This window comes from Polaromonas sp. YR568 (genome assembly GCF_943372955.1).
Classification (GTDB): domain Bacteria; phylum Pseudomonadota; class Gammaproteobacteria; order Burkholderiales; family Burkholderiaceae_C; genus Polaromonas.
This window is the reverse complement of the sequence record NZ_CALSAL010000003.1, coordinates 81,818-106,757: the sequence shown is the minus strand read 5'-3', so window position 1 is coordinate 106,757 and position 24,940 is coordinate 81,818. Positions and strand designations below refer to the sequence as shown.

General features: G+C 63.5%; 23 protein-coding genes. 8 read left to right on the top strand and 15 right to left on the bottom strand.

What is annotated here, in order from left to right; translation table 11 throughout:
* Nucleotides 1-38 precede the first annotated feature (38 nt).
* The 3 genes from AAG793_RS10755 to AAG793_RS10745 form a co-directional block, all read right to left on the bottom strand.
* On the bottom strand, nucleotides 39-1,457 hold the full coding sequence (locus AAG793_RS10755; protein WP_341907985.1) for an aspartate ammonia-lyase: 1,419 nt from the start codon (nucleotides 1,455-1,457) through the stop codon (nucleotides 39-41).
* A gap of 209 nt (nucleotides 1,458-1,666) precedes the next feature.
* Nucleotides 1,667-2,629, bottom strand: a complete 963-nt coding sequence (locus AAG793_RS10750; protein ID WP_341907982.1) for a LysR substrate-binding domain-containing protein — start codon at nucleotides 2,627-2,629, stop codon at nucleotides 1,667-1,669.
* Nucleotides 2,630-2,705: 76 nt separating this feature from the next.
* A complete protein-coding gene (locus AAG793_RS10745) occupies nucleotides 2,706-4,544 on the bottom strand; it encodes an ABC transporter ATP-binding protein/permease (RefSeq protein ID WP_341907979.1) in 1,839 nt (612 codons plus the stop codon).
* Between the two features lie 52 nt (nucleotides 4,545-4,596).
* On the opposite strand from AAG793_RS10745, the gene AAG793_RS10740 reads away from it, so the two are divergent.
* From AAG793_RS10740 to AAG793_RS10720, 5 genes are all read left to right on the top strand, one after another.
* The gene (locus AAG793_RS10740; protein WP_341907976.1) at nucleotides 4,597-5,031 is read left to right on the top strand and encodes an acyl-CoA thioesterase; all 435 of its coding nucleotides are present in this window, start codon (nucleotides 4,597-4,599) and stop codon (nucleotides 5,029-5,031) included.
* Between the two features lie 42 nt (nucleotides 5,032-5,073).
* Nucleotides 5,074-6,030, top strand: a complete 957-nt coding sequence (locus AAG793_RS10735) for a complex I NDUFA9 subunit family protein (protein ID WP_341907972.1) — start codon at nucleotides 5,074-5,076, stop codon at nucleotides 6,028-6,030.
* A 302-nt stretch (nucleotides 6,031-6,332) separates the two neighbouring features.
* On the top strand, nucleotides 6,333-7,016 hold the full coding sequence (locus tag AAG793_RS10730; RefSeq protein ID WP_341907969.1) for a glutathione S-transferase family protein: 684 nt from the start codon (nucleotides 6,333-6,335) through the stop codon (nucleotides 7,014-7,016).
* Between the two features lie 25 nt (nucleotides 7,017-7,041).
* Nucleotides 7,042-7,347, top strand: a complete 306-nt coding sequence (locus AAG793_RS10725; protein WP_341907966.1) for an NIPSNAP family protein — start codon at nucleotides 7,042-7,044, stop codon at nucleotides 7,345-7,347.
* Nucleotides 7,348-7,415: 68 nt separating this feature from the next.
* A complete protein-coding gene (locus tag AAG793_RS10720) occupies nucleotides 7,416-8,663 on the top strand; it encodes a multifunctional CCA addition/repair protein (RefSeq protein ID WP_341907965.1) in 1,248 nt (415 codons plus the stop codon).
* 35 nt (nucleotides 8,664-8,698) lie between these two features.
* On the opposite strand, the gene AAG793_RS10715 is transcribed toward AAG793_RS10720, so the two are convergent.
* The 10 genes from AAG793_RS10715 to AAG793_RS10670 form a co-directional block, all read right to left on the bottom strand.
* The gene (locus AAG793_RS10715; protein ID WP_341907962.1) at nucleotides 8,699-9,205 is read right to left on the bottom strand and encodes a thioesterase family protein; all 507 of its coding nucleotides are present in this window, start codon (nucleotides 9,203-9,205) and stop codon (nucleotides 8,699-8,701) included.
* Between the two features lie 51 nt (nucleotides 9,206-9,256).
* Nucleotides 9,257-10,039, bottom strand: coding sequence for an enoyl-CoA hydratase (locus tag AAG793_RS10710; RefSeq protein WP_341907960.1), 783 nt, complete (start codon nucleotides 10,037-10,039; stop codon nucleotides 9,257-9,259).
* A 69-nt stretch (nucleotides 10,040-10,108) separates the two neighbouring features.
* The gene (locus AAG793_RS10705) at nucleotides 10,109-10,945 is read right to left on the bottom strand and encodes a thioesterase family protein (RefSeq protein ID WP_341907958.1); all 837 of its coding nucleotides are present in this window, start codon (nucleotides 10,943-10,945) and stop codon (nucleotides 10,109-10,111) included.
* 49 nt (nucleotides 10,946-10,994) lie between these two features.
* Nucleotides 10,995-11,873, bottom strand: coding sequence for an alpha/beta fold hydrolase (locus AAG793_RS10700; RefSeq protein WP_341907956.1), 879 nt, complete (start codon nucleotides 11,871-11,873; stop codon nucleotides 10,995-10,997).
* 159 nt (nucleotides 11,874-12,032) lie between these two features.
* Complete coding sequence (locus AAG793_RS10695) at nucleotides 12,033-13,232, bottom strand: acetyl-CoA C-acyltransferase (protein ID WP_341907954.1); 1,200 nt, start codon at nucleotides 13,230-13,232, stop codon at nucleotides 12,033-12,035.
* Nucleotides 13,233-13,255: 23 nt separating this feature from the next.
* The gene (locus tag AAG793_RS10690) at nucleotides 13,256-13,768 is read right to left on the bottom strand and encodes a DUF4442 domain-containing protein (RefSeq protein WP_341907951.1); all 513 of its coding nucleotides are present in this window, start codon (nucleotides 13,766-13,768) and stop codon (nucleotides 13,256-13,258) included.
* A gap of 145 nt (nucleotides 13,769-13,913) precedes the next feature.
* Nucleotides 13,914-16,328 carry a 3-hydroxyacyl-CoA dehydrogenase/enoyl-CoA hydratase family protein gene (locus AAG793_RS10685; protein ID WP_341907948.1) on the bottom strand — a complete coding sequence of 805 codons (2,415 nt, stop codon included), beginning with the start codon at nucleotides 16,326-16,328 and terminating at the stop codon, nucleotides 13,914-13,916.
* 133 nt (nucleotides 16,329-16,461) lie between these two features.
* Complete coding sequence (locus tag AAG793_RS10680; RefSeq protein WP_341907945.1) at nucleotides 16,462-18,258, bottom strand: acyl-CoA dehydrogenase C-terminal domain-containing protein; 1,797 nt, start codon at nucleotides 18,256-18,258, stop codon at nucleotides 16,462-16,464.
* Nucleotides 18,259-18,274: 16 nt separating this feature from the next.
* Entirely contained in the window at nucleotides 18,275-19,048 is a 774-nt protein-coding gene (locus AAG793_RS10675; RefSeq protein ID WP_341907944.1) for a TetR/AcrR family transcriptional regulator, read from the bottom strand.
* Nucleotides 19,049-19,151: 103 nt separating this feature from the next.
* Complete coding sequence (locus tag AAG793_RS10670; protein ID WP_341907939.1) at nucleotides 19,152-20,123, bottom strand: LysR family transcriptional regulator; 972 nt, start codon at nucleotides 20,121-20,123, stop codon at nucleotides 19,152-19,154.
* A gap of 112 nt (nucleotides 20,124-20,235) precedes the next feature.
* Here AAG793_RS10670 and AAG793_RS10665 point away from each other — a divergent pair, with 112 nt between their 5' ends.
* From AAG793_RS10665 to AAG793_RS10655, 3 genes are read left to right on the top strand one after another with little or no spacing between them, the layout of a single operon-like run.
* The gene (locus AAG793_RS10665) at nucleotides 20,236-21,201 is read left to right on the top strand and encodes a 3-hydroxyacyl-CoA dehydrogenase NAD-binding domain-containing protein (protein WP_341908417.1); all 966 of its coding nucleotides are present in this window, start codon (nucleotides 20,236-20,238) and stop codon (nucleotides 21,199-21,201) included.
* Nucleotides 21,202-21,223: 22 nt separating this feature from the next.
* On the top strand, nucleotides 21,224-22,045 hold the full coding sequence (locus tag AAG793_RS10660) for a 3-keto-5-aminohexanoate cleavage protein (protein ID WP_341907937.1): 822 nt from the start codon (nucleotides 21,224-21,226) through the stop codon (nucleotides 22,043-22,045).
* 58 nt (nucleotides 22,046-22,103) lie between these two features.
* On the top strand, nucleotides 22,104-23,102 hold the full coding sequence (locus AAG793_RS10655) for a tripartite tricarboxylate transporter substrate binding protein (protein ID WP_341907935.1): 999 nt from the start codon (nucleotides 22,104-22,106) through the stop codon (nucleotides 23,100-23,102).
* Between the two features lie 84 nt (nucleotides 23,103-23,186).
* Here the strand turns inward: AAG793_RS10655 and htpX are convergent, their stop codons facing one another.
* Both htpX and AAG793_RS10645 read right to left on the bottom strand, forming a co-directional pair.
* Nucleotides 23,187-24,062 carry a protease HtpX gene (gene htpX / locus AAG793_RS10650; protein WP_341907931.1) on the bottom strand — a complete coding sequence of 292 codons (876 nt, stop codon included), beginning with the start codon at nucleotides 24,060-24,062 and terminating at the stop codon, nucleotides 23,187-23,189.
* Between the two features lie 100 nt (nucleotides 24,063-24,162).
* Nucleotides 24,163-24,906, bottom strand: a complete 744-nt coding sequence (locus AAG793_RS10645) for a DUF3025 domain-containing protein (protein ID WP_341907928.1) — start codon at nucleotides 24,904-24,906, stop codon at nucleotides 24,163-24,165.
* Between the last annotated feature and the right edge of the window lie 34 nt (nucleotides 24,907-24,940).

Sequence of the window (24,940 nt, the reverse complement as noted above, 5' to 3'; positions counted from 1 at the left end):
GATCAATCCTTGTAGCAGTCTTTGTGCCAAGCGCTGACTCAGGCGACGAGCCGCAAGGGCTGCGTCAGCTTGTCGGGCACCAGCAGTGCCTCGACCTCGGCCTGGGTCATGATGCCGAGCGACTCGGCAATCTCGGCAATCGGCGCGCCGCTGGCAATAGCGGTCTTGGCAATCAGGGCCGCCTTTTCATACCCAATGATGGGGTTCAGGGCGGTCACCAGCGTGACGGACTCGCGCACCCGCTTGGCCAGCAGTTCGTGGTTGGCCTCAATACCGGCGACGCAGTGGGTTTGCAGCGTGAGACAGGCCTGGCTGAGGTGCTCAATGCTCTTGAACAGGCTCCAGCCCATGATGGGTTCGAAGGCGTTGAGCTGCAGTTGCCCGGCCTCGGAGGCCATGGTGACGGTCATGTCGTTGCCAATCACCTCAAAAGCCACCTGGTTCATGACTTCCGGAATCACCGGATTGACCTTGCCCGGCATGATGGACGAGCCCGCCTGGCGCGGTGGCAGGCGGATGTCGCCAAAACCGGCTTGCGGACCGCTGGAGAGCAGGCGCAGGTCGTTGCAGATCTTGCTGAGTTTGGTGGCAATGCGTTTGAGTACACCGGACAGCTGCACAAAAGCACCGGTGTCCTGCGTCGCCTCGATCAGATTGGCGGCCTTGACCACCGGAATCCGGCTTTCTTCGGCCAGATATTTGCAGGCGAGTTCGGCATAGCCGGCCGGCGCGTTGATACCGGTGCCAATGGCGGTGGCACCAAGATTGATTTCCTGAATCAGGGCGCGGGCCTCCTGCAGGCGGGCCTCGTCTTCCCCGACCATGACGGCATAGGTCAGGAATTCCTGCCCCAGGGTCATCGGCACAGCGTCCTGCAACTGGGTGCGGCCAATCTTGAGCACATCCTGAAACTCGGTGGCCTTGGCTTCGAACCCGCGGCGCAAGGTGGCCATGGAGGCGAGCAGGCGGTCAATGGCCGACCACAGCGCGACGCGCATGGCGGTCGGGTAGACGTCGTTGGTGCTCTGCGACGCATTCACATGGTCGTTGGGGTGCAGGATGTCGTAGCGGCCCTTTTCGTAGCCAAGCTTTTCGAGCGCGAGGTTGGCGATCACCTCGTTGGCATTCATGTTGGTGGAGGTACCGGCGCCGCCCTGGATCACATCCACCACGAACTGGTCGTGGTACTGGCCGCCGACCAGCTTGTCGCAGGCGCTCATGATGGCGCTGGCTCGCTTGTGATCAAGCACACCCAGCTCGGAATTGGCGCGGGCAACGGCCTTTTTCACGAAGCCAAAGGCGCGCACCATGTCTGGCATGGCCGAAACCAGCGTGCCGGAAATCGGGAAGTTCTCGACCGCCCGTGCGGTGTGCACACCCCAGTACGCGTGCGCCGGGATGAGTTTTTCGCCCAGAAAGTCGTGTTCTGTACGGGTTGTCGCAGAGGCTTCAGCCAAGGGGGAACGAGCAGGAAAGGAAGAAACAGGGGTCACAGGGATCACGAGGGCCACGAAAAGCCATCAAATTGGGAACGTGACGAACTGTAAGTTTGCGAATGTCAAAACACCAATGCCATTTCAGCGAGCTTTGATGCATTTTGCTTATAACCAGCAAGGGTTACTACTAATGCACCGAGAGCGCTCCCGCCCCGCCGTGTGCGGCAGGGTCAGCGGGCGGTCCCCAGAAGGCTGCTGCGGCTGAGTACTTTTTCCTTGCTGTTGCTCTGGGCCTGAAGGTAGGCCCACAAGGCCTGGGCATGGCTTTTGGCGCCTTCCTTGGAGGTGGGTCGCTCCCGGTAAACCCGCACGTCCATGGTCATTTCCAGATTGGAACCGGCGCTGACGAGTTTTTTGGCCCGCAGCTCCTTTTTGACCGCACTCAGCGGCAGGAAGGCAATCCCGTGCCCTTCCAGTGCCATGGCCTTCAGGCCTTCGGCCATGTCGGTCTCGTAGACGCGGTCCAGATGGATGGCGGTGCTCGATTGTTTGAGGATCATGTCCACCATGCGGCCCAGGTAGGCGCCGGGGGCGTAGCCGAGGTAGGGCAAGGGCTGACCGGGCTTGCCCGGCAGGCTGAACTCGGGTTCGCCCGCCGCATTGGCCCGCACAAAGGGGGCCAACAGCTCCTGGCCCAGCGACACCATCTCGTATCGGTCGGGATCCAGCTGGAAAGGCTGTGAGTCGTGGTGGTAGGCAATCAGCAGATCGCAGCTGCCTTCAACCAGACGCAGCACGGCGTCATGCACATTCAGGGCAATCAGGCGGCTTTTGATGGGACCGAACTTCTCGCGCAGGCTGCTCACCCAGGCCGGGAAAAACGTGAAGGCCAGTGTGTGCGGTACCGCAAACTCGATCACGTCCTGCGCCGCAGAGGTGTGGCCACGCAGCATGGCGCGCGTGGACTGCAGGCCCTGCAGCATTTCGAGCGACTGGCTGTACAGCGTTTCACCGGCGGGCGTGAGCCGCGTGGGGTAAGAGCTGCGGTCCACCAGATCAGTCCCTGCCCATGCCTCCAGCGCCTGAATGCGCCTTGAAAACGCGGGTTGCGTGACATGCCGCAACTGGGCAGAGCGGCTGAAACTGCGGGTTTCAGCCAAACTGACGAAATCTTCCAGCCATTTGGTTTCCATGGGCGGATTATGCGATTACCGTGCCAGCCCCCGCCTACGGGGATTCCATGGGTCGCTTCAGGCGTTCAGCTGGGCGTCAGGCGTCAGGCGAGCTTTGCTGCAGCGCCCACATGCGGGCGTAAGCGCCTTCCATCGCGAGCAACTGCGTGTGCGTGCCGCGCTCCACAATGCGGCCGCCGTCCATCACCAGAATCTCATGCGCGTCCACCACCGTCGAGAGTCGATGCGCGATCACCAGCGTGGTTTTGTTCTGCGCGGCGGTGCGCAGTTCAGCCTGAATGGCACGCTCGTTGGCCGAGTCCAGCGCGGACGTCGCCTCGTCAAAAATCACCACCGGCGGGTTCTTCAGCAGCGTGCGGGCAATCGCCACGCGCTGCTTTTCACCGCCCGAGAGCTTCAGCCCGCGCTCACCGACCATGGTCTGGTAGCCCTGGGGCGTCGACGCAATGAAGTCATGGATGCGCGCAGAGCGGGCGGCCTCTTCCACTTCTGCATGGGTCGCGCCCGGTTTGCCGTAGGCGATGTTGTATTCCACCGTGTCGTTGAAGAGCACGGTGTCCTGCGGCACGATGCCAATCGCCTGGCGCACGCTGGCCTGGGTCACCTGCTTGATGTCCTGATCGGCAATGGTGATCTGCCCTTGCTGAATGTCATAAAAGCGGTACAGCAAGCGCGCCAGCGTGGACTTGCCAGCCCCTGACGACCCCACCACCGCCACCGTCTTGCCCGGTGGAATGTCGAAGCTCACGCCGTGCAGGATGGGCCGCGCCGGGTCGTAGGCAAAGCTCACGTCCTTGAAGCGGACAGCGGGCGTGAACTCAATGCGCAGCGGCTGGGCGCCGGGCATGTCGGCAATTTCGCGCTCGCGCTCCATCAGCAGGAACATCTTGTCGAGGTCAGTCAGGCTCTGCTTGATCTCGCGGTAAATCACGCCAAGAAACCCGAGCGGAATATATAGCTGGATCATGAAGGCATTGACCATGACCAGATCGCCCAGCGTCATGCGCCCGTCGACCACGCCCTGCGTCGCACGCCACAGCATGGCCACGAGACCAATCGCAATGATGAGCTGCTGCCCGGTGTTGAGCAGGCTCAGCGTGTTCTGGCTCTTGATGGCCGCCTTGCGGTAGCGCTTGAGGTTCTCGTCGTAGCGCTGCGCCTCGAATTCCTCGTTGTTGAAGTACTTGACGGTTTCATAGTTCAGCAGTGAATCGATCGCCCGGCTGTGCGCCGAGGAATCCAGCTCGTTCATGGTCTTGCGGAACTGGGTGCGCCACTCGGTCACCGTAACGGTGAAGAAGATGTAGAACACCAGCGCGATGCCGGTGATGCCGGCGAACCAGGCGTCGAACTTCACTGCCAGCAAGACCAGCACCAGCGTCACTTCGATCAGCGTGGGAACGATGCTGTAGAGGGAATAGGAAATCAGCGAATGCACGCCGCGTGTGCCGCGCTCGATGTCGCGCGTCATGCCGCCGGTCTGCCGCTCCAGGTGAAAGCGCAGGCTGAGCGCATGCAGGTGGCGGAACACCTCCAGCGAGATGCGCCGCGCCGCACCTTCAGTGGCCTTGGCAAAGACCAGCTCGCGCAGCTCGGCAAACAGCGTGGTCGACAGGCGCAGCAGGCCGTAGCCGATCAACAGTGCCACGGGCACCACCAGCACCGCCTGCACGTCGGTGGCCTTGACGTTCATGGTGTCCACGAGGTTTTTCAGCAGCAGCGGCACGCCCACGTTGGCCAGCTTGGCGCCGACCATGAAGCTCAGCGCCGCCAGCACGCGCCATTTGTACTCCCACAGGTAGGGAAACAGCTTCTTCAGTGTGTCCGCATCGGAGCGTGTGCGCTGCGGCGCGGCGGGCGCGCCATTCGCCGGCACGGGCGGGGTGAATTCAACAGTGGAAGCACGGGAGCGCATGGGCGACAATCATTTCTATTGGTGTTTTACTCAATTTCCACAGATTGTGCCTATGTCCCCTGAAACAAGCATTCCGCACGACACCCGCGCCGCGACCGGCTCCGTGGAGTTGCCGACCGACAAGGAGCTGGTGCTCAAGGTCATTCCCATGCCGGCCGACTGCAACGCCAACGGCGACATCTTTGGCGGTTGGGTCATGGCGCAGGTCGACCTGGCCGGCTCGGTGGTACCCGCACGCCATGTTGACGGGCGCCTGGCCACGGTGGCGGTGAACCAGTTCATCTTCAAGCAGCCGGTGCGTGTGGGCGACATCCTGTCGTTTTTTGCGAGCGTCACGCGCATCGGCAACACCTCCATCACGGTGCAGGTCGAGGTGTACGCCGAACGCTTCCGCGCGCAGGGCCGGTATGTGAAAGTCACTGAAGCCAGCCTGACTTATGTGGCGATTGACGACGACGGCAAGCCACGGAAAATTGTCCGCAACTGAAATTGACATTGGAAGTCTGGCCGAGAGGCCGGATGGGGCTTTATGAACAACGTACTTCTTCTGGGGGGCACCGGCTTTGTCGGGCGCCATGTGTGTGAAAAACTCGCCCGGCTGCAATGCCGCGTGACGGTGGCCACCCGCCGCCGCGAGCGGGCCAACCATCTCCTGATGCTGCCGCTGGTGAATGTGGTGGAGGTCAATGTCCACGACGCCGCCGCGCTGACCGCGCTGGTCGCAGGCCACGACGCGGTGGTGAATCTGATGGCCATCCTGCACGGCACTGAAGCGGCGTTCGAGAAAGCCCATGTGCAGTTGCCACTGGCGATTGCCAAGGCCTGTGAGGCGGCGGGAACGCGCCGCCTGGTGCACGTGAGCGCGCTGGGCGCCTCGGCCAGCTCGGCCTCGATGTACCAGCGCAGCAAGGCCCGTGGTGAAGCCATCCTCAAGGAGGCAGGCCTCGACGTGACGGTGCTGCGCCCCAGCGTAATTTTTGGCGCCGAAGACAAGTTTCTCAACACCTTCGCGAGCCTGCAGCAGATCTTTCCGGTGGTGCCGCTGGCCTCGGCGGGCGCGCGCTTCCAGCCGGTGTGGGTGGAAGACGTGGCCGGTGCCGTGGTGAGCTGCCTGCAGGACGCCGACACCATTGGCCAGACCTTCGAGGTGTGCGGACCCGATGTCTACACACTCAAGCAACTGGTCGAGCTGGCTGGCCAGTACGCTGGCATCAACGGCGGCAAGGGCCGGCCGGTGTTGCCGCTGCCCGATGCACTGGCGCGCATTCAGGCCCGGCTGATGGAGCTGGCCCCGGGCGACCCCTTGATGAGTCGCGACAACCTCGACGCCATGCAGACCGACAACGTGGCCTCCAACCAGTTGCCCGGCCTGCAGGCGCTGGGCATTGTGCCGTCGTCGCTGGAGGCGATTGGGCCCTCTTACCTGGGCGACCAGGGTCTGCGCAGCGGGTTGATGGCGAAGCGTAAAACTGCTGGAAGGTTTTAGCCCCCACGCTGGAACTGGAGCCCCCACGGTCGTTCGCTTCGCGTAACTCCCTGCCCCCCGAGGGGGCCGCCCGCCTGTGGCCCGGCAGAGCCGGTTCCACGGCTCAGCTAGTGAAGACATGTCTCTGCCGTCATCTTACGAACCGTTTGTCCTGAGGTATCGAAGGACCGTCCCTGACGCGCAACCGCAGGTCTGGGTCCTCATCAATTCCCGGCTTTTTCGGCATCAATGCGCCGGCTGGGCCGCGTTAGCATGGCAGTCGATTCTGATTTCGCTGTCACACACTGCTCACCGGAGATCCCATGCTCAAGCTCTACATCGGCAACAAGAACTATTCGTCCTGGTCCATGCGCCCATGGGTGGTACTCAAGCAGGCGGGTATTCCGTTCGAGGAGATCAAGCTGCGCTTTGACTCCTTCGACCCCACATCGACCTTCAAACAGAAGATTGCCAGCGTGAACCCGGTGGGCAAGGTGCCGGTGCTGGAACACGACGGCTTCATGGTGTGGGACACGTTGGCGATTACCGAGTACCTGGCCGAGCAGTTCCCGGAAAAACACCTGTGGCCTGCCGATGTGAAAGCACGTGCGCGGGCCCGCAGCATCTGCGCCGAGATGCACAGCGGCTTTGGCGCGCTGCGCGCGGCCTGCCCGATGAACATCGAGGCCGATCTGGCCACCACTGGCCAGCTGATCTGGCGCGACAAACCGGCGGTGCGCGCTGACGTGGCGCGTTTGACCACCATGTGGCGCGAACTGCTGGCTGAACACGGTGGGCCACTGCTGTTTGGCGGTTTCACGATTGCCGATGCCTTCTTTGCACCGGTGTGCATGCGGCTTCGCACCTATGGGTTGCCCGTGGATGCCGACATTGCCGCTTACGCTTCCCGCGTAGCCGCTCTCCCCGGCGTGAAGGCGTGGATCGACGATGCACTCGCGGAGAACGACTTCCGTGATTTCGAAGAACCCTACCGCCTCAAGCCCTGAACGCCCCTGAAGGACTTCCACGCCCATGGTCACCATTTACCTGCGCTACGTGCTGGACCCCACACGCCTCAAAGAGTTCGAACACTACGGCAAGCTGTGGATACCGCTGGTCGAGAAGTTCGGCGGCAAGCACCACGGTTACTTCCTGCCGTCGGAGGGCGCCAACAACATTGCGCTGGCGCTGTTCACCTTCGAGAGCCTGGCCACTTACGAAAGCTATCGCCAGCGATCTTTCGCCGACCCGGACTGCCAGGCGGCGTTCAAGTACGCGGAAGAAACCCGCTGCATCCTCAGCTACGAGCGCAGCTTCTTCCGGCCGGTGTTTCAGTGATCGCGTACTAGGCTATTGCCCCTAAGACATCACCTTCAGCAAGTACCTTGAGCCGCTAAACTGCCTCGATGCAGATTTACATGGTCGGTGGCGCGGTGCGCGATGCCTTGCTGGGCTTGCCGGTGCAAGACCGCGACTGGGTGGTCGTGGGCGCCACACCCGAAGCCATGGCGGCACAGGGCTACGTGCCGGTGGGTAAGGACTTCCCGGTGTTCCTGCACCCCGACACACGCGAGGAATACGCCCTCGCCCGCACCGAACGCAAGACCGCCCGTGGCTACCGCGGCTTTGCAGTGCACGCCGAGCCCGGCGTCACGCTGGAGCAGGACCTGGCACGGCGCGACCTGACCATCAATGCGATTGCGGCTCCAGCAGGCGCATCGCCGTCCACCGCCGACCTAGCGGCGCTGATCGATCCCTACAACGGCCAGCAGGACCTTGCTGCCAAAGTGCTGCGCCACGTGACCGATGCGTTCCGTGAAGACCCGGTGCGCATCCTGCGACTGGCGCGCTTTGCCGCGCGCTTTCCGGATTTTTCCGTCGCACCTGAAACCCGGGACCTGATGCAGCACATGGTGGCCGATGGCGAGGTCGATGCGCTGGTGCCCGAGCGGGTGTGGCAGGAGCTCTCACGCGGGCTGATGGCCGACAAACCTTCACGCATGTTCGAGGTGCTGCGCGACTGCGGCGCGCTGCAGCGCCTGTTGCCAGAGGTTCAGCGGCTCTGGGGTGTGCCCCAGCGTGCCGACTACCACCCGGAGGTAGACACCGGCATTCACCTGATGATGGTGCTGGACATGGCGGCCCGCCTGGGCGCGCCGCTGCCGGTGCGTTTTGCCTGCCTGTGCCACGACCTGGGCAAAGGCACCACGCCCGCTGATGTGTTGCCACGGCACATCGGCCACGAAGAGCGCAGTGCGCGCCTGCTCAAGGATGTGTGCAACCGCCTGCGTGTGCCGGTGGAGTGCCGCGAGATCGCCGACGTGGTGGCGCGGGAGCACGGCAACATCCACCGCTGCCTCGACTTCACCCCCGCAGCGCTGGTGCGGCTGCTGGAGCGCTGCGACGCCTTCCGCAAGCCGCAGCGTTTTGCCGATATTTTGCTGGCCTGCGAATGCGATGCACGCGGGCGGCTCGGGCTGGAAGAGTCCCCCTACCCACAGCGCCAGAAGCTGCTGGATGCGCTCACTGTCGCCCAGTCGGTGCCCACAGACCAGGTGGCAGCAACCGCACAGGCCGCAGGGCAGGATGGCCGGCAGATCGGGGAGCAGATTCATGCCGCCCGGGTGGCCGCCCTGACCCAAGCCTTGCACTGACCCAAGCCTCGGCGTGAGGCTGAGCGCCGCGGCGCTCAGGACACGATGTAAGCGGCTGCGCCGGTCGAGAACAGTTTGCCGTCGGCACCCAGAAATTCCATGCGCGTGCTGGCCACGCGTGAACCCAGACGCAACACCTCGGCGCGCAACTCAAAGTGGTCGCTGATGCCCGGGCGCAGGTAGTCGATGCGCAGGTCGATGGTGCCGAGTTTGGCAAAGCGGTGCAGGCGCTGCGCCGGCGCCTCGTCCATGTGCCGGGCGCCGATGGCGGCCATCACGGCCAGCCCGCCCATGGCATCCAGCCCTGCCGCAATCACGCCGCCGTGAATGCGGTTGTGCGCGTAGTGCCCCACCAGATCGGGTCGCATGTCGATGCGCGCCGTGGCCCGTTCAGCTGTCAGCGATGTGATGCGCAGGCCCAGCAGGTGGTTGAAGGCGATCTTTTCTTCAAACAGCTGGCGAAGCCCGGCAATGAAATCTTCTTCAAATTCCACAGGGGCCAGCGGCCCCGTGTGAGCGCTTTTCGCGGTCGTTTTGGTCATGCTGTGATTGTGGCTCATGCACTCTGCAACAAGCCCGGGGAGATGCCCCGGTCAGAGTGCAGAGAAATCTGGCTTGCGCTTCTGCATGAAAGCGGTGAAGGCCTCGCGGGCGGCGGGCTCCTTGAGCATACGGCCGAAGCTGGCCGCTTCTTCGTTCATGCGCTCGGCTACCAGCGCCGTGCTGCCCTTTTTCATCAGGCGCTTGGTTTCGATCAGCGAGGTCAGCGGCTTGGCCGCGAGCTTGCGGGCCTGTGCCTGCGCCAGCGCGTTGGCCTCGGTGGGCGGCACGATGCGGTTGATCATGCCGATCTCCAGCGCGGTTTCAGCAGTGATGGGCTCGCCCAGCAGCAGGGCCTCGGCCGCACGCGGATAACCCATCAACTGCGGCACCAGCAGGCTGGAGGCCGCCTCGGGGCACAGGCCAAGGTTGACGAAAGGCATCGCAAACGCCGCGTTGTCGCCCGCGTAGATCAGGTCGCAATGCAGCAGCAGCGTGGTGCCAATGCCAACGGCTGGCCCGCAGACCGCAGCCACCAGCGGCTTGGGGAAGGTGCTGATCGCCCGCAGGAAGCGGAACACTGGCGACTCGGGCGTGGACGGCGGGTTGTTCAGAAAGTCACCAATGTCGTTGCCGGCCGAGAAGATGGTCTCGTGCCCCTGAATCACCAGCACGCTCACTGAGTCGTCAGCGCGTGCACCTTCCAGCACATCGGCCATCGCCGCATACATGGCGGCGGTGATGGAGTTTTTCTTGTCCACGCGGTGCAGCGTGAGAGTGAGCACGCCGTTGTCGGTATGGCTGAGGATTTCGGGAATGCTGGAGGTGGTGCTCATGGTGGGTCCGTATAGGGAAAGTGATTGGCAGTCAGTGGGCAAGGCGTCAAAGTAGCGGTGGCCGGCACGTCATTCCTTGTAGTAGACCATCTGGCTGCTCGTGGCCAGCAGTGTGCCAGCCGCGCTACATATCTGCGCGGTCTGGTCAAAAAATCCGTTGTTGAAAACCTGCCCGCGCGCCTGCGCCAGCAGGTAGCCGTCGCCGCAGGCGGCCAGTTGCTGGCTGCTGGCATGGAAGTAGGTGGTGATGGAGACGGTGCCCGCCGGCACGCGCACAGCACGGCGCAGCCAGACGCGGGGATAGAAGGCATCGGACATGGCCGTCAGTGCGCAGAAGTCGAGCGGGCGCGGCGGGTCGTCGCGCACCCACAGCTGCGTGAGGCTGGCCTCTTCAGGCCGGTCACCACCCTGGCAGGCGCCGTTCCAGTCGCGCGGAATCATGCCGCGCACGGCACGCATGTCGTAGCGCTGGGTCCAGGCCGAGGTTGAGAACTGCAGGCGCGGCAAACCGTCAGGCGGGCTGACCGCAGGCATCGGCATGTCGTTCACGCCCCAAGTTTCGCGCCGCGCCGCAGTCACGGCGGTCGCCGTCATGATGGCCTCGCCGGAGGTGTCCTGCATCAGGCTGATGCGCCAGTGCTGCGTCGAGCGGTTGGTCCGCACCGGCTCGGCGACCACGGTAAACGGGCCCTCGCCCATGGCAGCGGCGTAGTTCACCGTCAGCGCAATCGGCTCGCCCAGCAGCGCCGGGTGCTGCAACACGGCCTGTAGCGCCGTGGCAGCTGTGGTGCCGCCGAACGGCCCCACCATGTTCCAGTAGTCCGGGCTGCTGTGCCCGTGCCAGGTGTTCGGCTGTTCGGCTGCTGCAGTCAGGCCAATGGCGCGGTCGAAGGGGTGTGTTGCCATGGCCTCAATTGTGCGGCAGCGTGCGGTTCAAGCAGACCTCCATCGGGTCTCAGGCAGTCGTGTTTGCGACGCTGCCCATGCGCTCAAACATCCGCCGGGCATGCGGCCAGAGTGTCTGGCTGAACTGTTCCCTGAAGAAGCCGAAATGCCCGATGCGCCGCGCTTTCACATCGGCCGGCGCGATGCGCTCCACGCTGCGCGGCGCGTTGGCATACAGGTTGATCAGGTTCTGCGTGCCGCGCCAGGTCATCAGTTCGTCGTCGGTGATGGCCACCGCCTGCACCGGGAAGGTGACCTGTTCATAGCTGCGCCGGGCCGCCTCGCCTTCTGCACCCACGCTGTATTGGGGATTCAGACACCAGCGACGCCACTGCAACATCACACCCGCAGGCAGGTCGCCCACCTTGCGGAGCGAGCGCCCGGGAAAGTAGCCGCACAACCGAGTGGCCAGCGGCACCAGCACGTACCAGAAATACAGCACCATGCGACGTAATTGCGGCGCATTATCACGCCAGTAGCCGCTGCCGGCAGCGATGCTGACCAGCCCGCTCACCTTGTGCTGGTTGCGCAGAAAGCCCGGCAATTGCGCGCCGAGGCTGTGGCCCAGCAGATAGAGCGGTGCATCCGGCAAGGCGGCCTTGGCCGCATCGACCACCGCTTCGTAATCGCGCGCCCAGTCCAGCAGATCGGCCTTGAAGCCGCGCAGACCGCCATTTGGTGTGTCAGTGGGCGAGTCACCCGAGCCGCGGTAATCAAACGTGGTGACGCGAAAGCCCTGGCCCGACAACCACTCGGCGAAAGGCGCGTAATAGGACTGCTTCACGCCCATGGCACCGCCGATCACCACGCTGGTGTGGGGCGCTGACGTGGTGTCATACACCCGCAGGGAAATCTGCGCTGTTCCTGTGTTGAGCGTCTGTGTCTGCATGATTACCTCCGAACAACTGACTCAAAGACCTCGGCCTTCACGGCGTAGCGAGCGGGATACCGTGCGAGGCGCGGGTGCCCGAAGAAAACCGGAGCGACCTTTCGGGTCGTGAGGATTTTCTCTGGGCTGCAACGACGCAATGCGCCCGCGCAGTAGCCGTCACACCCGCTCGAAGATGCCGGCGGCGCCTTGTCCCATCCCCACACACATCGTCACCATGCCGCGCTTGAGCTGGTGGCGGTGCAGTGCGTGAATGACGGTCGCCGCGCGAATCGCACCCGTGGCGCCCAGCGGATGGCCCAGCGCAATCGCGCCGCCCATCGGGTTGACCTTGGCCGGGTCCAGCCCCAGCGTCTGCATGACTGCCAGCGACTGGGCCGCGAAGGCCTCGTTCAGTTCAAACCAATCGATGTCGTCCTGCTGGAGGCCGGCGTAGCGCAGCGCGGCGGGAATCGCCTCGATCGGGCCGATGCCCATGATGTGCGGCGGCACGCCCTTGGAGGCGTAGCTGACAAACCGTGCCAGCGGCTTGAGGCCGAAGTCCTTCACCGCCTTCTCACTGGCGAGGATCAGCGCGCCGGCGCCGTCAGAGGTCTGCGAGCTGTTGCCGGCAGTGACCGAGCCGCGCGCTGCGAACACCGTCTTGAGTTTGGCCAGACCTTCGAGCGAGGTGTCGGGGCGCGGGCCTTCATCCAGGCTCACGGTACGGGTGCTGGTGACCACTTCGCCAGTCTCCAGATTCGGGCTGCGGTCGGTCACTTCCACCGGGGTGATCTCGTTCGCAAACTCGCCCGCCTGCTGGGCCTTGATGGCTTTCTGGTGCGACGCCAGCGCGAACTGGTCCTGCGCATCGCGCGAGACCTTCCACTGCTGCGCCACCTTCTCGGCGGTCAGGCCCATGCCGTAAGCGATGCCGACGTTTTCATCGTTGGCAAACATCTGGGGGGAGAGCGACGGCGAGTTGCCCGACATCGGCACCATGCTCATGCTCTCGGTGCCGGCGGCGATCATCACATCGGCCTCGCCCACACGGATACGGTCGGCAGCCATCTGCACCGCCGACAGGCCCGACGCGCAGAAACGGTTCACCGTGATGCCGCCCACGCTGGTTGGCAGGCCGGCCAGCACCGCCCCGATGCGCGCGATGTTCAGGCCTTGCGGGCCTTCTGGAATGGCACAGCCACAGATGATGTCTTCAATCGCCTTCGGGTCCAGCGACGGCACCTGGGCGAGTGCGGCCTGCAGCGCCTTGACGAGCAGATCGTCGGGCCGCATGTTGCGGAAAAAACCGCGGTGCGATCGCCCGATGGGCGTGCGCGTGGCAGCAACGATATAGGCTTCCTGGACTTGTTTGGCCATGATGATTTCCTTCGATTTCTCGGTTAACTTTTACGTGGGCCAGCGGGAATCCAGGCCCAGACAAATTCGCATTCCACCGGATTCACACCGGCCTCGTCGGTCACCGTGACCGCGACGTTGACTTCGCCCTTGTCACTGGCCTGCATGGCCGCGCGCTGCTCATCGGTGAGGTTGGCGACGGCGTGCAGCGCACCGGTGGCGCGCTTTTTGAACGCCATCTTCAGCTCCTTGGCCAGCGGCACGCAGTCGTCGCGCACATTCATGCCCACCACCATGCCAGTGGCGGTTTCAGCCAACAGGTTCATGGCCGAGGCGTGAATGCCACCGATGTGGTTCTGCACCTTTTTCTCGTTCTTGAGCGCCACCTCGACCCGCTCGCGCCCCATGTGCACAAACTCAATGCCTGCCGTACCGATAAAAGGCACGGCACGACGCAGCACCACGTTGCGGAACCACGGACGGGCAAAGGCAGGCACGTCGGTCAGGCGTTCCAGCTGGCGTTCGAGGCGGCTCATGGGAATGGCAGAAGTGGTCATTGAGATAAAGGATTCGTGATTGAGCAAGCGTCGCGAGGGGCCATCAGGCGAGGCGCGGGCGCCCGAAGGAAACCGGAGCGACCTTGAAGGTCGTGAGGATTTGCTTTGGGCTGCAACGACGCATGGTGGCTCCGCAGTAGCTTGATCAATTACGAAGCGGTTTACCGGTGCTCATCATTGCCATCACCCGCTCCTGCGTTTTGGGATGCTCCAGCAGCGAACAGAAAGCCTGGCGCTCCAGCGTCATCAGGTACTCCTCGGTCACCAGCGTGCCTGCATCGACGTCACCGCCGCACACCACGTTGGCAATCAGGCTGGCGATGTGGAAGTCATGCGCGCTGATGAAGCCGCCGTCACGCATGTTGACCAGCTGACCCTTGATGGTGGCAAGACCATTGCAGCCCACCACCGGGAAGGGCCGGCGGTGCGGTGCGCGGTAGCCCGAATGGAACATCGCGCGGGCTTCGTTGATCGCGACAAACAGCAGCTCGTCCTTGTTCGGCACGATGACGTCGCTGTCGAGCAGATAGCCGATCTTGCGGCTCTCGATCGCGCTGGTGCCGACCTTGGCCATGGCAGCGGCGGTGAAGCCTTCGGTGAGAAAGGGGAGGATGTCCTTGTTGGTGGAGGCAGCGGCGTTTTCTGCAGCGCGGCGGGCGATGTAGGCCAGACCACCCGCACCCGGCACCAGGCCCACACCGACTTCCACCAGGCCGATGTAGCTTTCCATCGCGGCCACGCGTTTAGCAGAGTACACCGCCATCTCGCAGCCACCGCCCAGCGCCAGCCCGCGAATTGCCGACACCACCGGAACAGCGGCGTAGCGCAGTTTCAGCATCACGTTCTGCAACTCCGCTTCTGCGCCTTCAATCGCCTTGGCGCCGCCCATCATGAAGGCGGGCAGCATGGCCTGCAGGTCGGCACCGGCAGAGAACATCTCGTCATTCGACCAGATGACCATGCCCTTGTGGCTTTTCTCTGCCAGCTCCACGCCCATCGCCAGGCCTTCGGCCACGTCCGGGCTGATGGCATGCATCTTGGTCTTGATGCTGGCGATCAGCACGTCGCTGTCGCTACCTGCCAGCGTCCAGAGGCGGATCGCGTCGTCTTCATGTAGCGTGGTGCCGGCGGTCTGGAAGGCAGGCGCTTTGGCGCCCAGCACGTCTTCAGGAAAATGCTGCCGTTCATACACTGGCAACTGGCGACGGGGGATGAACTTATTGGCAGAGGCGCTCCACGAACCTTCCAGCGTGTGCACACCGCCTGCGTCCGCGACCGGGCCCTTGAACACCCAGGCGGGCAGCGGCGCCTTGCACAGGGCCTTGCCGGCGTCGATGTCTTCCTGGATCCAGGTCGCGACCTGCTTCCAGCCGGCCTGCTGCCACAGCTCGAAGGGGCCCTGCTTGGAGCCAAAGCCCCAGCGCATGGCAAAGTCGATGTCGCGTGCGGTTTCGGCAATGCTCTCCAGATGCACGGCGGCGTAATGGAACTGGTCGCGCAGGATGGCCCAGAGGAAGCGCGCTTCGGCGCCCTCGGCTTCGCGCAGCAGCTTGAGGCGCTCGCCAGCAGGCTTCTTCAGCATGCGGCCCACCACCTCGTCAGCCTTGGCACCGGCGGTGACGTACTCCATCGTCTCCGGGTCCAGGCGCAGGATGTCGCGCCCGACCTTCTTGTAAAAGCCGGCGCCAGTCTTCTGGCCCAGGCTTTTGGATTCAAGCAGTTTGGCCAGCACCGGCGGCGTGCCGTAGGTGTCGGCAAACGGGTCTTCGACCTTGCCGGGGCCGAGATTGTCCTGCAGTGTCCTGATGACATGGGCCATGGTGTCCAGCCCCACCACGTCGGCAGTGCGGAAGGTGCCCGAGCTGGCGCGGCCCAGCTTCTTTCCGGTGAGGTCGTCGACCACGTCATAGGTCAGGCCGAAATTTTCAGCTTCCTTGATGGTGGCCAGCATGCTGGCAATGCCCACCCGGTTGGCGATGAAGTTGGGCGTGTCGTGCGCACGGATCACGCCCTTGCCCAGCGCGCTGACGGCAAAGGCTTCCAGGTCGTCGAGCACGCGGGGTTCGGTGGTGGGCGTGTTGATCAGCTCCACCAGCGTCATGTAGCGCGGCGGGTTGAAGAAGTGAATGCCGCAAAAGCGCGGCTTGATGGACTCGGGCAGCGCCTCGCTCAGCTTGGTGATCGACAGGCCCGAGGTGTTGCTGGCGACGATAGCGCCTTCGGCAATGAAAGGCGCGATCTTGTGGTACAGGTCGGTCTTCCAGTCCATGCGCTCGGCAATCGCCTCGATGACGAGGTCGCATTCGCGCAGCAGCTCCATGTGCTCCTCGTAGTTGGCCTGCTGGATCAGCGCCGCGTCTTCCGGCACGCCCAGCGGCGCAGGCTTGAGCTTCTTGAGCCCTTCAATCGCCCGGGTGACGATGCCGTTCTTCGGGCCTTCCTTCGCCGGAAGGTCAAACAGGATCACCGGCACCTTGACGTTGACCAGATGAGCGGCAATCTGCGCACCCATGACACCGGCACCGAGCACGGCGACTTTCTTGACCTGAAAACGTGACATGTTCATTCCTTATCGATGACGCATTCTGTTAGGTCCCTTGCCAGTGGCAGCGTGGAACCGGCTTCGCCGGGCCACTGCTGCCGCCCCTGGAGGGGGGATGCATCTACACGAAGTGAGATGCAGGCGGGGTGAATCAAACCAACGCCGCGTCGGTATCCATCAGCGCCTTGCTGCCGGAGCGGGCGGTACGCATCAGCGTTGCCGTCTCCGGGAACAGCTTGGCGAAATAGAAGCGTGCCGTCTGCAGCTTGCCCAAATAGAAGGGGTCGGCGTTGCCGGCGGCCACTTCGCGCAATGCCACCTGCGCCATGCGAGCCCAGAAGTAGCCGAACACCAGATGCCCGGCCACGCGCAGGTAGTCGACCGCAGCGGCACCCACTTCGTCCGGGTTCTGGAAGCCCTTGAAGCCGAGTTCGGTGGTGAACTTGGTCATCTGGTCAGCGAGGTAGGCCAGCGGGTTGATGAACTCGGCCATCTTCTCGTTGACGCCCTCTTCCTCGATCAGCGCAGCGATCAGTTTGCCGAATTTTTTGAGCGTGGCGCCGTTGTTGCCCAAAATCTTGCGGCCCAGCAGGTCCAGCGACTGGATGGTGTTGGTACCTTCATAAATCATGTTGATGCGGTTGTCGCGCACCAGCTGCTCCATGCCCCATTCCTTGATGAAGCCATGGCCGCCGAACACCTGCATGCAGGCGTTGGTGGCGATGTGGCCGTTGTCGGTGAGAAAGGCCTTGACGATGGGGGTGAGCAGAGCCACCACCTCGCCAGCGTCTTTGCGCACCTTTTCGTCGGGGTGGTAAAGCTCCTTGTCGAGCAGTAGCGTGCAGTAAATCGCCAGCGCACGGCCACCTTCGGCGTAGGCCTTGGCGGTCAGCAGCATCTTGCGCACATCCGGGTGCACGATGATCGGATCGGCGGGTTTGTCCTTGGCTTTCACGCCGGACAGCGAGCGCATCTGGATGCGGTCCTTGGCATAGGCCAGCGCGTTCTGGTAGGCCACTTCCGTCAGGCCCAGCGACTGGTTGCCCACCCCCAGGCGGGCCGCGTTCATCATCACGAACATCGCGGCAAGACCCTTGTTGGGCGCACCCACCAGTGTGCCCACCGCGTTGTCCAGCACCATCTGCGCGGTGGCGTTGCCGTGGATGCCCATCTTGTGTTCGAGGCCGCCGCAGAAAATGCCGTTGCGCGCACCGAGGCTGCCATCGGCATTGACGTTGTACTTCGGCACTGCAAACAGGCTGATGCCCTTGCTGCCCTGCGGCGCGTCCGGCAGGCGGGCCAGCACCAGGTGCAGGATGTTGGGGGCGAGGTTGTGCTCACCGGCGCTGATGAAGATCTTGGTGCCCGTCAGGCGATAGGTGCCGTCAGGCTGTGGCTCGGCCTTGGTACGCAGCATGCCGAGGTCGGTGCCGCAATGCGGCTCGGTCAGGCACATGGTGCCGGTCCACTCGCCGCTGACCAGCTTGGGCAGGTAGAGTTTTTTCTGCTCTTCGGTGCCATGCGCGTGCAGCGCTTCATAGGCACCATGCGAGAGGCCGGGGTACATGGTCCAGGCCTGGTTGGCCGAGTTGAGCATTTCATAGAAGCACTGGTTGACCACAAACGGCAGGCCCTGGCCGCCGTATTCCGGGTCGCAGCTCAGCGCGGGCCAGCCGCCTTCGACGTACTTGGCATAGGCTTCCTTGAAGCCTTTGGGTGCGGTGACCTCGTGGGTGGTCTTGTCGAGCGTGCAGCCTTCTTCGTCGCCGCTGATATTGAGCGGAAAGGTCACCTCGGCGGCGAACTTGCCGCCCTCTTCAAGCACGGCGTTGATGGTGTCGGCGTCGATGTCGGCATGGCGCGGAATCAGCTTCAGTTCGTCGGTGACCTTGAGCACTTCGTGCATCACAAACTGCATGTCGCGCAGGGGCGGGGTGTACTGGGGCATGGAATGTCCTTGGAAATTAACGGGTGGGGGAACCGGGCGCTTTGATGGGAGATTTCACAGACGCTTTGCCGGAAGATTTTTTGGTGGGATTCGTTGGCTGGTCGCTGGCAGCGGCGCTGCCGTAGCGCATGAGGATGTTGGTGAAGCCCGCCTTGGCCCTGTCGATGGATCCGGGGGTCTTCAGGAAACGGGCTTCGTAGTGAAGGGCGAGAATCAGGCCGTGGATCTCGAACGCCATCTGATGTTCATCGGCATCGGAATTCAGGTGGCCGGCTTCCTTGGCCTGCACCACCGCGCGGTACATGGCCGCAAGCCAGGTGCGCACCGAACCGGCCAACGCATCGCGCACCGGGCCCGGGCGGTCGTCAAACTCCACCGCGCCGCTGATGTAAAGGCAGCCCGAGTCGATTTCGACCGAGGTGCGGTTCATCCAGTTCTGGAAAAGCGCGCGCAAACGGGGCAGGCCGCGCGCTTCGCGCAGCGCGGGGAAGAACACCTCTTCCTCAAAGCGTGCATGGTATTCGCGGATCACGGAAATCTGCAGTTCCTCACGCGAGCCGAAATGGGCGAACACGCCGGACTTGCTCATCTGCATCACCTCGGCCAGCGCGCCTATGCTCAGGCCTTCCAGCCCGATCTGTGTGGCCAGTCCGAGCGCGGCGTCCACGATGGCGGCCTTGGTCTGCTGGCCTTTTTGCTGGCTTTTCAGAAGCGCACCCGTGGTCACACCTGAGCTTGCCCCCTTGGCCGGGCGGCGCGTCGAGAGGGCAACAGGTGGAGCTAGTGTCATGGTGCTGAGGAATAAAACGAACGGTCGTTCTATTCTGCAGCACTTTCCCTTGTCGCGTATTGCAGTGGCGCCTTATTTTTCTAGAGCCCGGTCACTAGCCGAATCAAGGGTTAACCCTTGATTTGATCGGTTTCCGGGCCTCGCCGCTTGCCACGGGGCGAGCGGTGGCTGGTGCAAGCCGCGCCATTTCCTCGCGCAGCATCGCCACCAGCGCGGTCGCAGCTGGCGACAGGCTGCGAAATCGCCGGGTGACCAGCCCGATGGGCCGTGAAATATCGGGCTCCACAATGCGCCGCCGCACCACGCCGGGCATGGGCGCCACCGCTGCGGCGAGTTCAGGCAAGGCCGCCACACCCAGTCCGCTGGCCACCATGGCGGTGATACTGGCTAGGTGCTCCAATTCATAGACCGGCGCAAAACGCACGCGGTGCTGCAACAGGGCGGCGTCGGCGTACTGCCGCACGCTGGTCGGCAAGGGCATGGAGATGTGCGTGAGGTTGGCAATGTCCACCCAGCGCAGCGGGCCACGCGCGGCCGCCAGCGGATGCCCGGGCGGAATCAGCAGCACAAAGCCATCTTCTGCCAGCGGCGTGTAGTCGAGGTCGGTATAGGCCGGGTTGGCGGCAGTGAGGGCAAAATCCACTTGCCCGGCACGCACCAGATCGAAGGCGGGCCCTGACAGGCTGTCGAAGATCTGGAACTGCACACCTGGAAAGCGCAGGCGGTAACGCGCACAGGCCATTGGCACCACCGTGGCTGCCAGCGACGGCATGGCCGCCAGCCGGACATTGCCCACCTGCAGTTCCGCCACATCGCGCACCGCACGCACGGCTTCGTCGGTCTGGGTGCGCATCAGCAGCGCCTGGTCGGCAAACACCTGGCCGGCGCCGGTGAGCTGCACGCTGCGCGTGGTCCGGTCAAAGAGACGCACGCCCAGCGCCTCTTCCAGCCGGGTGATGACGCCGGACACCGCCGACTGCGACAGGTTGACCTGCGCGGCAGTGCGCCGAAAGCTCAGCGTCTGCGACAGCGACAAAAACACGTCCAGCTCACGGACCGACCAATTGATTTGCATGACGAGTCAGTTTATCGATAAAAACGGTTGGACAGCTCAATACCCGCTTCCTACACTTCGCCTACTTTCACTTCCCCCGCCCTGCCCGCAGAGCCCACCCTTCACCGTGAACCTGTTGCCCGCCCATCCCAAAAACACCCATGCCGTGGTCATCGGCGCCGGCACTATGGGTGCCGATGTCGCCGTCGTTCTGGCCCGTGGCGGCTGCCGCGTGACGGTGGTGGACACCCACGAAGGCAAGCGCGCCGGCCTGCGCGACCATGTCCGCGCCGGGCTCGAACCCCTGGGCCTGGCACGCCGTACCGACCGCGTCACCGCCGTCGCCCTGCTGAGCGATGTGCCGTGGGCTGATGTGGCGCTGGTGATTGAATGCATTCCTGAAAAGCTCGCGCTCAAGCAGGCGCTGTTTGCCGAGCTCGTGAAACTAGCGCCCGCGGGCACCGTGCTGGCCAGCAACAGCTCCAGCTTTCCGATCAGCGCCATCGCTGAAGGTCTGCCAACCCGGGCGCGCATGCTGGGCCTGCACTTCTTCATGCCGGCCCATCTGGTGCCGCTGGTGGAAGTGGTGCTCGGCCCGCAAAGCGATATGGCCCAGGCCGAGCGCCTGTGCACCTACATGCGCGGCTGCGGCAATGTGCCGGTGCTGGTACGCAAGGACAAGCCCGGCTTTCTGGCCAACCGCCTCCAGCACGCATTGGCCCGCGAGGCCTTCGCGATGATTGACGAAGGCGTGGCCACCGCCGAAGACGTAGACGCAGCAGTGCGCTTCGGCTTTGGTTTTCGCTTCCTCGCCGCAGGCCCGGTGATGCAGCGCGACCACGCGGGTCTGGACGTGCACTGCGCCGCAGCGGCCACCATGTACCCCAGCCTCAGCAAAGCCGACCAGCCGGCGCTGGCGCTGCGCGAGCGCGTGGCCGCTGGCCGTCTGGGCATGAAAACCGGTGCCGGCTTTTACGACTGGCCTGAAGACAAGCGCATGGCCGAGCAGGCCCGCTACAACCGCCTGCTGCAACAAGGTCTGGCCCTGCTGGCCAGCGAGCTGCCCACGCTCGATACCGCAGATGAGCACGAGAACTGAAGAGAAAGACCCAAGGCAACTCATGAGCATGACTCCCCTGATCCTGATGGCAGCGCCCAACGGCGCTTACAAACAGACCACCGACCACCCAGCTCTGCCGGTCACCGCCGACGCGCTGGCCCGCACCGCCAAGCAATGTCTGGACGCTGGCGCGGCCATGCTGCACCTTCACATCCGCGACAGCCAGGGGCGTCACAGCCTGGATGTGGAAGGCTACCGCGAGGCACTGGCCGTGGTGCGCACTGCTGTCGGCAAGCACATGGTGCTGCAAGTCACCAGCGAGGCCGCCAAGGTTTACCAGGCGCCGGCGCAAATCGCCATGGTGCGTGAGCTGCGTCCGGAAGCCGTCTCCGTCGGCCTGCGCGAACTGGACCAGCCCGAGATTGGCGAGGCAGGTCTCGCTGAGTTCTTCAGCTGGCTCGCCGCCAGCCGCATCATGACCCAGGTGATCCTGTACGACGTGAAAGACGTGCAACGCTGGCAAGCCCTGCGCGCCAGCGGTGTCATTCCCGACAACGCCTGGTCGCTGCTCTATGTGCTGGGCCGTTACAGCGTCGGCCAGGTCTCGGACCCGCGCGATCTGGTGCCCTTTCTTGCCGCCCATCAGGGCCCGGAGCCGTGGTCGGTGTGCGCGTTTGGTGCGTCAGAGCACGCCTGTGTCACCGCCGCTGCGGCGATGGGGGGTCATGTGCGGGTGGGCTTTGAAAACAACCTGTACCTGTACAACGGCGACAAGGCACCCGACAACGCCGCGCTGGTCGCCCAGGCCGCTCGCGCTGCCGCCAGCCTGGGCAGGCCGCTGGCCACCCCAGACGACATCCGCGCGATGTATCAGGTCGCCTGACCAGACACGCTGCAAGATTGAACCATTCGCTTTCTATCGATAACCATACGGAGACAACATGAACCGCTCGACCTTCCTGAAACAGCTCACCGCCGTCGGTGTCGCGAGCCTGGGCGTCGCCAGCCTCGGCGCGCTGCCTGCCTTTGCGCAAGACAACTACCCCAGCAAACCAATCCGCTTCATCGTGCCTTACCCACCGGGTGGCCCGACTGACCTGATGGCGCGCCTGCTGCAGACAGAGCTGCAAACCCGACTGGGCCAGACCGTGGTGATCGACAACCGCGCCGGTGCGGGGGGCAACGTGGGCAGCAACGAAGTCGCCAAAATTGCGCCTGCCGATGGCTACACCCTGCTGCTGGCCGCCAGCGGCCCGATGGCGGTGAACACCAACCTGTTTCGCAGCATGCCCTTCAATCCGCTGACCGATCTGGCGCCTGTGATCCAGATTTCATCGTTCCCGCTGGTGCTGGAAGTCAACCCTGCACTCGGCGTGAAAAGCGTCAAGGACCTGGTGGCCATGGCGAAGTCGAAGAAGCCTGAGTTGAGCTTTGCGTCTGCTGGCAATGGAACGCCGCAGCACCTGGCTGGTGAGATATTCAACACCCAGATGGGTGTGAAGATGGCCCACATCCCCTACCGCGGTGCTGGCCCAGCCCTGAACGATCTGCTGGGCGGCCAGGTGAATGTGATGTTCGACATCCTCGGCAGCTCGCTGCCGCACATCCAGGGCGGCAAGCTGGTCCCGTTGGCTGTGACATCCACCAAACGCAGCCCCTCGCTGCCCAATGTGCCCACCATGGCTGAAGCGGGCGTGCCTGGCTACGAGTTCACCGGCTGGCACGGCATTGCGGTGCGCGCCGGCACGCCACCTGCCATCATCGAAAAACTCAACAGCACCCTGAACGCCATCTTCAAGACACCCGAGTTCCGCAAGAAATGGGAAGCCCTGGGCACACCCGTGGTGGGTGGCTCGGCAGAGCAGTTCGGCGGATTGATCCGGACCGAGACGGTGCGTCTGGGCAAAGTGGTCAGGGAATCTGGTGTGACGGTAGACTGAAGCTCAACCTGATCTCGAAGTCCATATCTGACCAGAAAAAGAAAAAGCCGCTTCAAGAGCGGCTTTTTCGTGAGCATCAGCGCATCAGACCTGAGAGTTCTGCAGCGCAGCAATCCGCTCTTCAATCGGCGGGTGGGTGGCAAACAGCTTGCCCATGCCGCCGGTGATGCCCATGGCTTCCACCGCCTTGGGCAGTTCGCCGGGCTGCATGCCGCCCAGGCGTGCCAGCGCGTTCATCATGGGCTGCTTGCGCCCCATCAGCTGAGCGGCACCCGAATCGGCACGGAACTCGCGCTGGCGAGAGAACCAGGCCACGACGATGGCGGCGGCAAAGCCGAGCACGATGTCCAGCACGATGGTGCTGACGTAGTAGCCAATGCCCGGGCCGGAGTTGCTGTCGCTGCCGCGGCGCAGGAAGCTGTCGACCGCGTAACCGATCACGCGGGACAGGAACACCACAAAGGTGTTCATCACGCCTTGAATCAGGGCCATGGTGACCATGTCGCCATTGGCAACGTGCGCCACCTCGTGGGCCAGAACGGCCTCGATCTCTTCGCGCGTCATGCCTTGCAGCAGGCCGGTGGAAACTGCCACCAGCGACGAGTTCTTGAACGCACCGGTGGCAAAAGCGTTGGGCGCGCCCTCAAAAATACCGACCTCGGGCATGCCGATCCCGGCCTTTTCCGACAGCTTGCGGACGGTTTCTACAATCCAGGCCTCATCGGCGTTCCGGGGTTGGTCAATGATCTGCACCCCGGCGCTCCACTTGGCGACCGGCTTGCTGATCAGCAGCGAAATGAAGGCGCCGCCAAAACCCATGATCAGCGCAAAGCCGAGCAGGGCCGTCAGGTCAAGGCCATTGGCCGTCAGGAAGCGATTGACGCCCAGCAGGCTGGCCACAATACCCAACACCACGACAACCGCGACGTTGGTGAGGACAAACAAAAAGATGCGTTTCATGGATTCTCCGTGGGGTCGGTGGTGAAATTCCGCCGTGCACAGGATATGAGGGTCACCTCTGACTCTTCAAGTCGCGCTGCCGGGGTATGTCACTGATTTTTTAAGCTTGTTGGGGTGGCAGGCGCGGGCGGAATACAGAAGAGTCATCATAAAATGAAAAGTTCTCGTTCCCGGCGCACCAACCAGGCACGCCCAGCACCGGCAGAGGGACAAAAGGCTTGCCAGCGAGCTTGGCCGCGCTCAGGTCGGCTGCCACCCAGGCATCCAACGCCGCCAGAGACAGTTCGGTCTCCGGTACCTTGTACACATGGGCGGTGATGGCCTTTCGCGGCTGCACCAGCTTTTCGAGCAGAGCATGCCCAAAGAGCACCAACCGTGCCTGCTGCCACAGCGGCCGGTGCATAACAAACAGCCGGTGCCAATCCCTTGCCTGCAATGCGTCCCAGAGCGGCTCGGGCGCCGACAGAAACGCAGCGTTCTCATCAAACAGAGTCAGCGCGTCGCGCACCGGGCCGCGCACATTCTGCACACCCGCTTGGGCAATCTCAGCCGCCTGCAGACTGTTCAGCCGCCTCTTCGTGGCCGGAAACTGCAGCCAGCACAGGCCATTGAAGAAATCGTGCAGGTTGTCGCGCGTGGGTACAGTGCCAGTATCAAAAATAAATTGCTCGTAGGCTACACCGTGAGGTAACTCGCTCTGAGGCACGAAACGCACGGGTGAGTCCAGCGCACTGTTCAGCGTCTGATCTAGCGCTCCGCCGTGATGGTGCTGCTCCAAGACACGTTCTCCAAGCGCCCGAAGGTGCGTGAGCCAGGGCTGATTCCAGTCAATACCTTTGATCATTCGGAAACAAGTGGCGCCTACGCGTCAACGTAGC

Excerpts from the sequence above, each read along its gene's own strand:
- AAG793_RS10750 (WP_341907982.1), bottom strand. The coding sequence starts at position 2,629 with ATGGAAACCAAATGGCTGGAAGATTTCGTCAGTTTGGCTGAAACCCGC.
- AAG793_RS10745 (WP_341907979.1), bottom strand. The coding sequence starts at position 4,544 with ATGCGCTCCCGTGCTTCCACTGTTGAATTCACCCCGCCCGTGCCGGCG.
- AAG793_RS10740 (WP_341907976.1), top strand. The coding sequence starts at position 4,597 with ATGTCCCCTGAAACAAGCATTCCGCACGACACCCGCGCCGCGACCGGC.
- AAG793_RS10735 (WP_341907972.1), top strand. The coding sequence starts at position 5,074 with ATGAACAACGTACTTCTTCTGGGGGGCACCGGCTTTGTCGGGCGCCAT.
- AAG793_RS10730 (WP_341907969.1), top strand. The coding sequence starts at position 6,333 with ATGCTCAAGCTCTACATCGGCAACAAGAACTATTCGTCCTGGTCCATG.
- AAG793_RS10725 (WP_341907966.1), top strand. The coding sequence starts at position 7,042 with ATGGTCACCATTTACCTGCGCTACGTGCTGGACCCCACACGCCTCAAA.
- AAG793_RS10720 (WP_341907965.1), top strand. The coding sequence starts at position 7,416 with ATGCAGATTTACATGGTCGGTGGCGCGGTGCGCGATGCCTTGCTGGGC.
- AAG793_RS10715 (WP_341907962.1), bottom strand. The coding sequence starts at position 9,205 with ATGACCAAAACGACCGCGAAAAGCGCTCACACGGGGCCGCTGGCCCCT.
- AAG793_RS10710 (WP_341907960.1), bottom strand. The coding sequence starts at position 10,039 with ATGAGCACCACCTCCAGCATTCCCGAAATCCTCAGCCATACCGACAAC.
- AAG793_RS10705 (WP_341907958.1), bottom strand. The coding sequence starts at position 10,945 with ATGGCAACACACCCCTTCGACCGCGCCATTGGCCTGACTGCAGCAGCC.
- AAG793_RS10700 (WP_341907956.1), bottom strand. The coding sequence starts at position 11,873 with ATGCAGACACAGACGCTCAACACAGGAACAGCGCAGATTTCCCTGCGG.
- AAG793_RS10695 (WP_341907954.1), bottom strand. The coding sequence starts at position 13,232 with ATGGCCAAACAAGTCCAGGAAGCCTATATCGTTGCTGCCACGCGCACG.
- AAG793_RS10690 (WP_341907951.1), bottom strand. The coding sequence starts at position 13,768 with ATGACCACTTCTGCCATTCCCATGAGCCGCCTCGAACGCCAGCTGGAA.
- AAG793_RS10685 (WP_341907948.1), bottom strand. The coding sequence starts at position 16,328 with ATGTCACGTTTTCAGGTCAAGAAAGTCGCCGTGCTCGGTGCCGGTGTC.
- AAG793_RS10680 (WP_341907945.1), bottom strand. The coding sequence starts at position 18,258 with ATGCCCCAGTACACCCCGCCCCTGCGCGACATGCAGTTTGTGATGCAC.
- AAG793_RS10675 (WP_341907944.1), bottom strand. The coding sequence starts at position 19,048 with ATGACACTAGCTCCACCTGTTGCCCTCTCGACGCGCCGCCCGGCCAAG.
- AAG793_RS10670 (WP_341907939.1), bottom strand. The coding sequence starts at position 20,123 with ATGCAAATCAATTGGTCGGTCCGTGAGCTGGACGTGTTTTTGTCGCTG.
- AAG793_RS10660 (WP_341907937.1), top strand. The coding sequence starts at position 21,224 with ATGAGCATGACTCCCCTGATCCTGATGGCAGCGCCCAACGGCGCTTAC.
- AAG793_RS10655 (WP_341907935.1), top strand. The coding sequence starts at position 22,104 with ATGAACCGCTCGACCTTCCTGAAACAGCTCACCGCCGTCGGTGTCGCG.
- htpX (WP_341907931.1), bottom strand. The coding sequence starts at position 24,062 with ATGAAACGCATCTTTTTGTTTGTCCTCACCAACGTCGCGGTTGTCGTG.
- AAG793_RS10645 (WP_341907928.1), bottom strand. The coding sequence starts at position 24,906 with ATGATCAAAGGTATTGACTGGAATCAGCCCTGGCTCACGCACCTTCGG.